Consider the following 11,271-nt stretch of genomic DNA (forward strand, 5'->3'; position numbering starts at 1 on the left):
GGCGTCGTCGGCGTCGACGGTGAGGCCGGCGGTGTTCAGCACGGCGAGGATCGCTCTCGCTCCGCCGACGCCGAGGTGGGCTCCGGTCAGGACGGTGAGGCGGGCGATGGTGTCGGGGACCGAGAGCGGGATCTCGTCGGCGCTGCGGGGCTGGGTGTGGATGGCCTGGACGACGTTGGCGAGGTCGGCTTTGCCCAGCGCGGTGTTGGCGGCGCGGGCGGTGCGGGCGGCGCGGAGGATCTCCAGGACGCGGTCGCGGCCCCATCCCGGTCCGCCGGCGTAGGCGCCGAGGTTCGTCGCGATGGTGTTGGCGCCGAGGCCGTGGTCCATGTGCGCGTCGACGGCGGTGTGGAGCAGGAGGCGGCGCTGCTCTTCGAACGCGAGCGCCTGCGTCCTCACTGACTGGAGAGCTTCGGAAAGATTCACGCCTCCGAGAGTACGCCAGTTTTCCCGACCGGTCTAGTATTCGATCGGTCGAATTTCCGACTAATTTTTGGGCGTGATCACGACACGAAAGACCGACCTCGCACCGCTCGACGCGGGGCTGGCCTTTCGCTGGCGCGTCTGCCCTGGCGGGTGTTCTGGCGAACATAGGATCGGCGCATGGCAGACCAGATGCTGATGGCGACCGGCGATGACAGGCGCTGCCTCGACGGGTGCCGGTCCGAGGAGCTCGCCACTGGACGCGAGCTCGGCGACGGCGCAGCGATGCGGTGCTTCTCGTGCGGGAAGGCGGTGTGCATCGGCTGCGGCACGACACCGGCACCACTGAACGGGTGGCTCTGCGATTCCTGCGGAGAGTTGGACTAACGCGGCCCGAATATGGGCATGAAATCTCTTTCGACCACGCGAATTGCAATTCCGGTTGTTCCATGGTCCGGCGATCGCAACGGGGGCGTCCCGGCCGGGACGCCCCCGTTGCGATCGCACTCAGCGCACAAAATCGCGCCTATTCAGGCAGGTCTCCCTGATGTCGGCATCGAGCACCGCTATCCGGTGGCGAATCGGGGCCGCGGCCCGACCCGGCTTTCAGGATGCCAACTGCGGCTCCTCCTATCGAGCCGACCAATGTCGCCGACGCGAAGGCCGGCTCCCCCCGCATCAGCGCGAACGCGGCGAGGGCAATGAGAGCGAAAACCGTGGTCAGAGCGGTGGCAGAAACTTTCTTCGGCCGACCTGGCCCCGGCGATTGAGACTTGTTCTCCATAGCAGTCCTCTGCTATAACGGCCTCAGGCCGACGTCCTGCGGACGTCGGCCGAGAGCCTTGTTGTGACGGCGACACGGGCGTGATCGTCGAGAGCCCGGCTCCGACAGCGGTGGCTGTCGGATTCGTACGCCAGAGCTCCACCATGATTGTAAATGGCCTTATGCGGACCACGATTCCGAACAGGTCCCGGACGGGTCCGGACGGGGCCCGGAATTCTTCCACTCAGGCCATGAGAATAACGCCAGTGACAGAACTTGGTTTTTCAAATCACTCTGCGTAGCATTTGGCAGTGGTTTTGCCTTCGGCGATACGGGTGGACAGCCGAGGGCAAGTCGACACGCCGGATGATGTCATTTTGTTATCGACTGGGTCACGGTTCCAGCGGCGCCCCTACCGGGAATGTCATACTCGTCGCGCGGCTAGCAACGGATTCGCAGGCGTGCGATCGAACGCTCAGTGCGGCAGCGCACGTCTCCCTCCCCTAGCTCACGGCCCACTTGTATGCTGGGTCACAGCGTCGAGCAGTTCGTTGACGGCGACACGGCTTGACCAAAGGGCTCCCTGATTCGTACCGGGGAGCCCTTACCTTTCCCGACACGCCCGGCCCCTTGTTGCGGGAACCCTGCTTCTCGGTAGAAAAAATCCGTGCGATCGTGTGCGGAAATGTCGGGTAGCCGGGAGGGTAGCCGGAGGGTAGTCACCGGCCCCCGGTCGATGGGTCGACGCGGCGCGGCCCGGTCGACGGGTCGGCGGCGGCCGAGGGGTTGGAGGAATCCCACAGCGGTCCCGGGGTGCCGGCCTGTCGAGACCCCACAAGACGGCCGTGGACGCGACGGCGGCCGCCGCTCGGCCGGGCCGGTCCACACGAGCCCCGGAGGCTGCCCCCCGGAAGCTGGCCCCCGCACATGCACCCCCGGTCCGCCCCCCGCACGCCCCACAGCCCGACTACCCGGTGTCCACGCAGGCCAGACCCGGTTACCTGGGCCGGTGGCCTGGTCCGACATATATTCCCCCGCGGAAGCGCTATAGGCGATGGCGGCCGGACCTTGCCGAAGCCGACGCTCGCGGCGGCGAGTAGCCCGACCGGCTCGGGCGGTGATGCCGCCGACCGCCACGGCCGCCGGCCCAAGCGGTCCTGGACTCCGTTCCGGCGGCCGCGAGCCCGGCGGTCCCGGAGTCGACGCCGAGCACGACGGCGTCGAGCACGTCCTCGGCGCCGTGGCCGCGCGGTCTCCTCGTCGCTGCCGGGCGCCCCTGCGCCCACCCGGGCCTACCCGAATCTGGCCTCGGCGTCGTGGTCCAGGAGGAGACGGACCCTGCCGAGAATGCGTCAGACCCGCAGCTCACCGATGCTGCGGGCCTGACGTCTAGACGCCATGACGTCTCGTTGGGAACAGGACTAACCTGGCATCTGCTGCTCGCCACGCTCGGCCGCGGCGAGGTCTCGAATCGCATCGGCGACTTCGAGCAGCGCCTGTGCGACCGCTACTTGGGTGTAGACCTGAGCAGACTCCGGCCTGGTCACAGCCTCGTCGTAAGCGTGGGTGATCGCAGCCTTGGTCAGTTCACGGTCGTGGGCCGACATGGTGCCTCCAGAAAAGCTCGGTTGCAAATGGACCCAGGCTACGAACTCCCCGCCCGCTCGCCTCGCCGAGCGGCGCCGGTGGCCGTCGACGGCCAGGCGGTGATTGCCGTTTGCGCCGCCGCAGGTCACCGGCTGGTTTTCGGGCCGGTCGTCTCCTCCTGGCCCACGTTCCTCAGTCGAGTTCGGCGCGGAGCTCGTCCTTCAGGCGCTGGGTGATCGCGTCGCGGCGGGTGATGCCGTCGTTGAGGATCGCGCCGAGGATGTGGTGTTTGGGGACGCGGGCGCGCAACGTGTTGTGGATGGCGGCGACGGCCTCTTCGAGGGCGTCGGCGTCGGCGGCCTGGAGGTAGTAGGTCCGGCGGGTCATGCCCTCGGCGTCACCGCGCGGCGGCCGCCGCGCGGCGGCCGTCGACGTGCGCTTCGCAGGCTCCGGTGCGGGCGCCGGCGGTTCGGGCTCGGGGGCGTCCTCGCGGTCGGCGTAGCGGCCGCTGAGGATCGCGGCCGCGCCTTCGGCGGCTTCGAGCCCCTTCGGGGCCAGGCGCTGGCGCTTGGTCATGTGCGGTCTCTCTCCTGGTCAGACATGGGTATTACGTGAGTATGAGGTCAGTATGAGCTGAGTTGGAGGCGCGGGTGAGGCGTCTCGTACCGGCCTCACCCCGGCCTCAGCCAGCGATTAGCGTCTTCGCGAGCTGGGTGTAGGACTGGGCGGCGGCGCCATCGGGGTCGATGTCGTACACCGAGTCCCCGGCCCGCCAGGCGCGGCGCAGGTCGGCCAGGTCCTTGACCGTGGCGAGGATCGGCAACTGGAACGCCTTCAGGGCCTCGTAGGTGGAGGTGACCTCGTAGCCGCGGCGCTTGTCGTAGGCGTTGACGACCAGGCCCAGGACCTCGGGGTCGATGCTCAGCTCGGCGCGGATGGAGCGGAGCTGCACCATGAGCAGCTCCAGGGCGAACAGGCTGGAGTCCTCGGCTTCGACGGGGATGATGATCTGGTCGGCCGCGACCAGGGCGTTGTCCGAGAGCAGGGCCAGGCTCGGCGGGCAGTCGATCAGGCAGACCTCCCAGGCACGGGTCGCCGCCCAGAGCTTGACCAGGGACTTCAGTCTGGATTCGCGGCCGCGTTCGCCGTAGAGGAGCCGCTCGGAGTTCACCATGCGCAGGTTGGAGGGGACGATCTCGACGCCCGGCTTCCACGGCACGGGCAGGCCGCCGATGATCTCGGGCGTGTGGAGCTGGGCGTTCACCAGGGCTTCGGGGAAGCAGGTCTCCATATCGAGCGGCACCGTCACGCCGCAGGTGTTGGACAGGTGGTGCTGGGGGTCGAGGTCGACGATGCCGACCGAGTAGTCCATGCGGGCCAGTGCGGCGGCAAGGTTGATGGTGGTCGTCGTCTTGCCGACGCCGCCCTTCTGATTGGTCATCGCAATCACGATCGTCATGGGCTGAGCCTACGGCCTCGGCGCGGTCTCATACCAGAGTCCACACGTCTCTGATGTGCGTGTGACTTGGGTATTACTGGCCTCATACTCGCTGATGAGGCAGGTATGAGCCTGGTGTGAGAGCTGGGAGCTGGGCCCACCGCCTAGGGTAGGGACATGGCCGACATGAGCACTTCGAGTCTCGGCGAGATCCTGGCCGGCGCCGCGGCCCAGGCCGCCGCCATGCTCGACGGCCGAAACCTGCGGCTGAGTCCGACCGGTCGTGTCCACGCGGTCGGTCAGGTCCGCTGGCTGGGCGGGGTGACCGCGCCGGGGCCGCTGTGCCACGTCGGCACCGCCTCCGGCCCCGTGGCCGGGATCATCCCGACCGACGCGCCGGTCTCCTGCGCCCGGTGCCTGGCGTCGCGCGGCATCGACCCGACCGGCCGCCAGGAGCCCCTACCCGGCCTGGGGTAGGGACGGCCTCCCGGCGGCCTCAGAACGCCGTAGACGGCCCGGAAACGCGAAACGGCCTTGTGGGGGGCGCAGGATCGGTCCTACGCGCCCACAGAGGCCGTTACGCGATTCTAGGCTGCGATCGGCAGCGACTCCCGTTGATCGGTCTCCTCGGCCTCCAGCCACCGCAGCAGTTCCCACGATTTCCGCCCGGCGGCCCACTGCTGTGCGGCCTCTGTGGGCGCGCCGAGCTCGACGGCACGTTCGGCGGCCTCCCGTCGCAGCTGGGAGGTGCCCGTGCTCCTGGTGCTCTCAGTGCGCTGCGCGGGAGCCGGATTGCGATGGGTGGGGGTGACGTCGACGGCGGCGAGGATCTCTTCGTCGGACTGGTCCATCCACCCTGTCACCTCGGCGGGCCTGGCGGTGTTGAGCCAGCTGGTGACCCGGACTAGTTCCTGGTCGTGGTCGCGCAGTAGGACCGCAGCTCGGTCCAGGGCCTCCTGAAGAGCGAAGGCCCGATCGGCATTCGCCGCCCGGCCGGTAGGCGGCTCCTCGGCCTCCAGGGCGTCTAGCGCCCGTCCGAGGATGACGTCCGGCCTGCGAGTACCGCTGTTCGTACGGCCACTCAGACGAGACTGGACCATCTCCTTGGTCCACCCCCGCTGCATCAGGACCGTGATCCGCGCGACGAGTACTTCGCGGTCGGGCCGGTCGAGCCGGAGGTTCGCCTCCTGGTCAATCGCACCTCGGATTGCCGCGTCAGCGTCGTCTCGGAATTCATCCACACACACCGGACCCTGCTTTCCACGGGGCGGGAGGTCGCCGACCGTGGCCGGGTGTGTGTTCCTTTCCCCTGAATTCCCTTTCCCTTGAACTTCCTTTGTGCCGGATTTACCTGATCTGGTTTTTCCTGATCTGGTTTTTTCCGGATAGGTTCCGACCTGCGGTTTCGTCTCGGCGTGGGCGGTGTTTTCGCTGGTAGTGTCCAAACCGGGAAATTCCGGTTCTGGCTCCCCCTGGGCGGCCGCGAGTGCGCGAGCTAGCTCGCGGAACTCGGGGGGCGGGATCAGTTCCCAGATGGCACCGCGGAGGCGGCCGGCGTCGTCGCGCTCACGTCGGCGGATGAGGATGTCGCGGGCCTCGAGGCGCTTGCAGATGGCCTCGATCCGGTCGGGGCTGCACGAGAGGCCCTGGGCGGCGAATCTGGCGCTGAGCGGCTGGTTCGGTTTGTGTGAGAGCAGCCAAGTGAGAAACCCCAGGTCCTCTGGCTTGAGGCCCATGCGGGCCCACGGGCGGGGCACGCGGACGTGCATCTTCGCCAGGGCTTCCCAGTCGGACCCCAGTTGAACGGTGAATCCACGGTCGGTGGCGGCCATCATTGTCCTTCCCGACATGTACGCCGGAGCCGCGACCGCAGATACACTAGACGAGCAGATCGCTTGGTATCTGTTAGGTCGCCATACCAGACGTACACGTACTGAGCATGGGGTCGGAGCGGCTACTCCGACCCCCTTTTCGTGTTTGAGGCTACTCGTGCAGTCTTCCCTGCACGTTCTGTAAAGGGGCCCGCGGTTGCAACCGCGGGCCCCTTCTGCTTATGCGTCCTCGGTGAGAGAGGTTGACCAGCGCAGGACTGTCGATCCGCTCACGACCTTAATCGCGACCTCGACGACGCGTCCGTCCGTCAGGAACACGGTTCTCGCCACCTGCGTCACGATCACGGCCCCAGTGAGGCCGAGCGCTGATTTCTCGGGATCAGTCGCCAGTCGAGCGGTCACTTCCTCCAAGACATGCCCCTGCTTTGCTCCCAACCGCTCTGCGGCGAGTTCTCGGGAGCCACCGGTAGAGATCTTTTGTGCCAGCTCGGGAGCCACCTCCATGACGTACGAGGGATAGAACGACGACGACAGATGCACCGGCACTCCGTCACGACTGACGAGTCGCCGCCGAACCTGAACCGGGGTACCAGGCTCAATGTCCAGTCGCGACGCCACAGCCTCTTCAGCACTGACCGTGCCGACCTCGATGATTTCGGATGTCTCGTTGGCTGCCAGAGCCTTGCCCGTTGCCGCGAAGGTTCGGACCCGTGCCGCGATGTTGTCGCTGCCGTGGTGCGCTACCACCGTGCCAGCCCCTCGGGCGGACGTGGTCAGCCCTTCCTTCTTGAGGACCTTGTAGGCGCGAACGGCGGTGTTATTCGAGACGTCGAACTGCTCCATCACGCTCTTGACGGTCGGCAGCCGGTCGCCGGGCCGCAGGTTTCCGCTGCGGATCTCCACGCGGAAATGCTCCGCGATTTCTGCATAACCCCTGGTCATGTCCCCTTCCTCCTTCCTTGCTCTACGTTATCTTGTTTTACTCTACCTCTTGCTCTACTATTTGTGTATAGTAAGTCCGTAGAGCAAGGCGATTTCAAGTAGATCATAACTGCTCTGTGAACAAAAAAGCCCTGGTCAGGGCCCTACCCCTGACCAGGACGTGACATGGGAGATGAGGTCCACATGCCGATGGAGACCGTACAGGCCGAGGCGCTCGGCCGCATCGTCGCCGCTGAGATGGCGTGCGAGGAGATCGAGACCGACGAGTTGATGGTGCAGGTCGCGGCCTCCGCGCACTGCACGAACGTGGCGGGCATGCCGTCCGACCAGGCGGGCGCCTGGATGGAGCAGTGGCTGGCTCCGCCGGAGTCGCACGAGCGCATCCCGCAGCACCGCTGGGATGAGCGGGTCGGCATGATCGCCGACCGGCTCTGCGCCCCGTGCCCGGTCCGCCAGGAGTGCCTGGCGCTGGCCGAGCGGCTCCCGTCCTACTACGCGGGGTGGATCCGCGGGGGCGTGGCGCCGGCGCACCGCCGTCTGGAGCCCGCGTCCGAGATCGAGCCGGTCAAGGTCGGCGGCCTCGAGCTGGTGACCTGCACGATCTGCGGCGGCTCGCACTACGCCTCCACCTGCGACCGCCGGATCGGCGGTGGCTCGCGATGAAGACCACCACGAAGACCACGACGTCCCTGTACTCGGTCGAGACCGATGCGCTGGCGGTGGCTGCCGCTCGCGGCGACAACGTGGCCCTGGCTGAGCTGTACGCCGCCCACCAGGAGACGGTCCTGGCGCTGGTCGCGGCCCGCCTGCGCGGCGTGGCCCGCGCCGATATCGAGGACGCCGCCCAGGACGTGTGGGTCGACGTCTGCGAGCAGATCTGGGCGTTCGTTCCGAAGTACCGTTCGTTTGGCCGCTGGGTGGAGTACCTGGTCAAGCAGGCCGCCGAGCGCATCCAGCCCGCTGCGGTCGTGCGGCCGCGTCGGTTGGCGTGCCCGCTGCGGGTCGCCGCGGTGCGGATGGCGGTGGCGGCGGCATGATCACCAAGATCCCGGTCCCGTACATCGTGCGCGCTACCAGCAGGGACCACGGCGTCGATGTGATCGTCCTGCCGGGTGCCCAACAGGCCCCTGAGTACTGGAACTGCAACCAGTTCACTCTCGCGCTGCACCAGGACGGGTCGCACTGCGACAACGACTGCGGATGCATGGCCGCCGCCGATGCGGACATGACCACGCTCACCAACGGCGAGACCCTTGTTATCGGTGAGTGGACCTGGCAGGGGGCCAGGTCGTGGGCGGTTGGATGGCGCCGGAACGGCCCGAACGCCGCCGAGACCAAGCTGCTCAAACGCGTCGCTGAGCTGGAGGAGCGGGTCGAATTCGGCGAGGAGGCCCTGGCCGACGAGCGGGAGCTGCACCGCGACGCCAAGCAGCACATGAACGACGACGCGCGGCTGATCGAGGGCCTGCGGGGTGAGCTCGGTGAGGCGGAGGTGGAGCGTCGGGCCCTGGAGGCGTCGGTGCGGCAGCTCAACGGCCAGCTCTACCCCCTGGTGCGGGAGCTGCCGTGGCTGCGCTGGGGCGCGGCGATCGGGTGGGGCCTGGCGCTGGTCTTGGCCGCGGCCCTGGTGTGGGCGGTGATCGCATGATCCTGCGCGCTACGGGCATGTACGTGACGCGGCCGCGCACCGCCGCGCACCGCTACGACCTGCTGATCGATGCGGTGTCGACGCTGGATGTCGACGCGCTCTACCGGCTGGTGTGCCGGTACGGGGCGACCGTCGACGAGGTCGTGGCCGCCGCCCGCCAGACCGACCGCACCCCCGATGAGCTGGGCGAGGCCCTGGCCGCCTGGATGGCGGCCGGGGCCGGCCCCGGCTGGTGCGCCCACGACGAGGCGCGCCTCATCACCACCCTGACCCAACCTGCGCTGCCCCTGGAGCTGTCATGACCACCACCACCGAGAACACCGTGAACGGGCCGGACGAGCCCGGCGACGGCGTCGACTGGGCCCTGCTGGACCAGCAGGTGTTCGGCGACGCCGTGGCCGTCGACGAGCAGCCCGCCCCGGCCCCGGCGGCCCCGGCGGTGCATCCCGCGCCCGCGCCAGCTGCTCCGGTCGTCGTGGCCGAAGACGTCGCGGGCGAGGACGAGGTCGACCCGGATGCGGACGCGCACCTGTGGCCGGTGGTCCTGGACGACAAGGACCGGCCTACGACCGAGCTGGCCCGCCCGAACCCGCAGGCGATGCGGGCGGCCCTGAAGCGCGCTTCGGCGGTGTCGGCCGCCGATGTCGAGGTCCTGGCCGAGGCGGTCTCCGAGCCTGAGACCCGCGAGATCATCAACCAGGCGGTCGCCCAGCGCGGCCACGTGCGGGAGCTGGGCGGAAAGGTCGCGCGCCTCCGCGCCGACCTGGCCGCCGCCGGCGCCCGCAAGCAGGCCGAGCACGAAGCGCGCCTGGCCGATGCCCGCCGCCGCCGCGAGAACCGCGCCACCGCCGCTCTGGAGCGGCGCGACCGGGCCCTGGACCCGACCTCGCGGATCGTGCGCCTGGCCGCCGCCGAGCGGTGGGTGCCGTGGATCGCGGTCCTGCCCGCGGCGCTGGCCGCAGTGCTGGGCGCGTTCAACGTCAAGGTCTGCCTCGACATCCTCTCGCCGGGCACTGCGGCGATCAACTGGATGGTCGAGCCGCTGCTGACGCTGCCGATCATCGCGATCCTGGCCGCGCAGATCCTCGGCGCGATCGGCGAGGGCGAGGCCAACCCGTACCGGGGTCTGGAGTGGACGCTCGTGGGCGTGGCGCTGGTCCTCAACGTCGGCCTGCACGCCGTCGCCGCCGAGACGTTCGACGCGGCTGCGGTCGCCTCCTCGCTGGTGTGGGCGATCGTCCCGGCCGGGCTGGCGATCAGCGCGCACCTGGTGCCCAAGCTCATCCGGACTGTCCGTCAGGCGCTCGCCTCGGCCTCGGTCGAACCGGCCGCAGACCGGCCTGCGGCCCCGGCGTCGGCGCTGCGGACGGGCACGCAGACCGGCCCGGTCCACCTGGACTCGGCCTGGACCGAGCCTGGACCGTCGCAGGTCAGCGAGGGTGAGGGCCTGGACTCGCGGACCGAGGCCGAGATCGCCGCCGAGTTCGCCGAGGCGGTGCGCGAGGGCCGGATCGACCCGCAGACGGGCCGGGCGATGGACCCCGAATCGGCCGAGTCGATCCGCCGCACCCTCCGTGTCGGGCGGGCGCGCGCCAGGGCGCTGCGCGATCAGGCGCGCGCCACCGAATAGACCACTGCCCTGGTGGGGCCGGCCTGCTGCTCGGCCGGCCCCACCGCCTACTGGCGAAACCCGCGTCGCGGGTCCGGTGAGGGATGGCCTCCCGCCGCTGAGGATGCCAGGCCGAGAAGGAGGCACGCATGGTGAAACGCAAGCCCCCGCGGACCGCCGCCGAGTACGCCGATGCGGCGGCCCACTACCTGACGCTCGCGCGCGAGCACATGGACGGCATCGGCGTCGGCGCCGACCCCCGCCAGGCCCAGGTCGACGCCGCCGTCGTCGAAGCGGCGGTCGCGACCGCCGAGGGGCACCGCCGCATGGCCGAGTACCTGACCGTCGAGGCCGTCCGCCGACAGCACATGGAGACCCGATGACCAGCATTTTCGCCGAGGCGTGGTCGGACACGCGCAAGGACGTGCGCCGCGGCGCACGCCGTTGGCTGCGTCGCCACCCCACCTCGAACCTGTTCGCCTGGGGGGCGACGACGGTGGTGTGGACGCTGCCGAAGAAGGGCGTGCTCGCCTACCACCGGAAGGCGTACAAGCAGCGGGTGACCGTCACCGGCCGCCCGCCGGTGTCGACCCCGTCGGTGACCACCACCTCGACTACGACCGTGACCACGGTGTCCGGCGGCGGCGCTGTCACCGGCGGCAGCACCGTGACCAGCACGACGACGACCACGACCGGAGGAGGCCCGGTGATCCACATGTCCGCCACGGCCCGGCTGCTGGGCCGCAGCGAGCTGGCCCGCCAGTGGGCTTCGGTGATCGACCAGACCGAGCAGTGGGTGCCCGTCCAGGGCATGGCCGCGACCTCGATCGCCGACGCCTGCGCCGACCTCAAGGCCGCCGTGAGCTACGTGGAGGCCGGGCTGGAGGACCTGCGGCTGACGTTCGCGATGGGGAACATCGACGAGCGGGTCCGCACCCGCCTGGGCGCCGCCGCGGGCCTGGTCGACGCGGCCTCGGACTCGCTGAAGAAGGCCGGGGAGCAGATGCACCGCTACCACATCGACCAGAT

The 11,271-nt window shown here is 69.2% G+C and carries 14 protein-coding genes; 8 read left to right on the forward strand and 6 right to left on the reverse strand.

Going from position 1 to position 11,271, the window contains the following annotated elements:
• The 4 genes from STBA_RS35185 to STBA_RS35205 all read right to left on the reverse strand — a co-directional run.
• A partial coding sequence (locus STBA_RS35185) for a hypothetical protein (protein ID WP_143659658.1) occupies positions 1 to 426 on the reverse strand: 426 nt, incomplete at its 3' end.
• Positions 427 to 2,607: 2,181 nt separating this feature from the next.
• Positions 2,608 to 2,793 (reverse strand): hypothetical protein, encoded by a 186-nt coding sequence (locus tag STBA_RS35195; RefSeq protein ID WP_077063877.1) that lies wholly within the window; start codon positions 2,791 to 2,793, stop codon positions 2,608 to 2,610.
• Positions 2,794 to 2,965: 172 nt separating this feature from the next.
• The gene (locus STBA_RS35200) at positions 2,966 to 3,349 is read right to left on the reverse strand and encodes a hypothetical protein (protein WP_077063878.1); all 384 of its coding nucleotides are present in this window, start codon (positions 3,347 to 3,349) and stop codon (positions 2,966 to 2,968) included.
• 106 nt (positions 3,350 to 3,455) lie between these two features.
• Positions 3,456 to 4,232: a ParA family protein gene (locus STBA_RS35205; protein WP_077063879.1), complete on the reverse strand. Its 777-nt coding sequence runs from the start codon at positions 4,230 to 4,232 to the stop codon at positions 3,456 to 3,458.
• A gap of 165 nt (positions 4,233 to 4,397) precedes the next feature.
• Between STBA_RS35205 and STBA_RS35210 the strand changes: the two genes are divergently transcribed.
• The gene (locus STBA_RS35210; RefSeq protein WP_143659659.1) at positions 4,398 to 4,688 is read left to right on the forward strand and encodes a hypothetical protein; all 291 of its coding nucleotides are present in this window, start codon (positions 4,398 to 4,400) and stop codon (positions 4,686 to 4,688) included.
• A 110-nt stretch (positions 4,689 to 4,798) separates the two neighbouring features.
• Here STBA_RS35210 and STBA_RS37480 read toward each other — a convergent pair whose 3' ends face one another.
• Positions 4,799 to 6,046, reverse strand: a complete 1,248-nt coding sequence (locus tag STBA_RS37480) for a hypothetical protein (protein ID WP_143659660.1) — start codon at positions 6,044 to 6,046, stop codon at positions 4,799 to 4,801.
• Between the two features lie 216 nt (positions 6,047 to 6,262).
• Positions 6,263 to 6,985 carry a GntR family transcriptional regulator gene (locus STBA_RS35225; protein ID WP_077063883.1) on the reverse strand — a complete coding sequence of 241 codons (723 nt, stop codon included), beginning with the start codon at positions 6,983 to 6,985 and terminating at the stop codon, positions 6,263 to 6,265.
• A 165-nt stretch (positions 6,986 to 7,150) separates the two neighbouring features.
• On the opposite strand from STBA_RS35225, the gene STBA_RS35230 reads away from it, so the two are divergent.
• From STBA_RS35230 to STBA_RS38205, 7 genes are all read left to right on the forward strand, one after another.
• Complete coding sequence (locus STBA_RS35230; RefSeq protein WP_143659661.1) at positions 7,151 to 7,648, forward strand: hypothetical protein; 498 nt, start codon at positions 7,151 to 7,153, stop codon at positions 7,646 to 7,648.
• Positions 7,645 to 8,022 carry a hypothetical protein gene (locus STBA_RS35235; protein WP_077063885.1) on the forward strand — a complete coding sequence of 126 codons (378 nt, stop codon included), beginning with the start codon at positions 7,645 to 7,647 and terminating at the stop codon, positions 8,020 to 8,022. The genes STBA_RS35230 and STBA_RS35235 overlap by 4 nt, the downstream gene beginning before the upstream one ends.
• Complete coding sequence (locus tag STBA_RS35240) at positions 8,019 to 8,633, forward strand: hypothetical protein (protein WP_077063886.1); 615 nt, start codon at positions 8,019 to 8,021, stop codon at positions 8,631 to 8,633. Before STBA_RS35235 ends, STBA_RS35240 begins: the two co-directional genes overlap by 4 nt.
• Positions 8,630 to 8,935, forward strand: coding sequence for a hypothetical protein (locus tag STBA_RS38200; RefSeq protein ID WP_171987928.1), 306 nt, complete (start codon positions 8,630 to 8,632; stop codon positions 8,933 to 8,935). Before STBA_RS35240 ends, STBA_RS38200 begins: the two co-directional genes overlap by 4 nt.
• Positions 8,932 to 10,263, forward strand: a complete 1,332-nt coding sequence (locus tag STBA_RS35250; protein WP_077063888.1) for a hypothetical protein — start codon at positions 8,932 to 8,934, stop codon at positions 10,261 to 10,263. The genes STBA_RS38200 and STBA_RS35250 overlap by 4 nt, the downstream gene beginning before the upstream one ends.
• A gap of 128 nt (positions 10,264 to 10,391) precedes the next feature.
• Positions 10,392 to 10,625, forward strand: coding sequence for a hypothetical protein (locus STBA_RS36945; RefSeq protein ID WP_077063889.1), 234 nt, complete (start codon positions 10,392 to 10,394; stop codon positions 10,623 to 10,625).
• Positions 10,622 to 11,271: hypothetical protein (locus tag STBA_RS38205; RefSeq protein WP_216356061.1), on the forward strand; the 650-nt coding region annotated here is incomplete at its 3' end. The genes STBA_RS36945 and STBA_RS38205, both read left to right, overlap by 4 nt.

Source organism: Streptomyces sp. MP131-18 (genome assembly GCF_001984575.1).
Classification (GTDB): domain Bacteria; phylum Actinomycetota; class Actinomycetes; order Streptomycetales; family Streptomycetaceae; genus Streptomyces; species Streptomyces johnsoniae.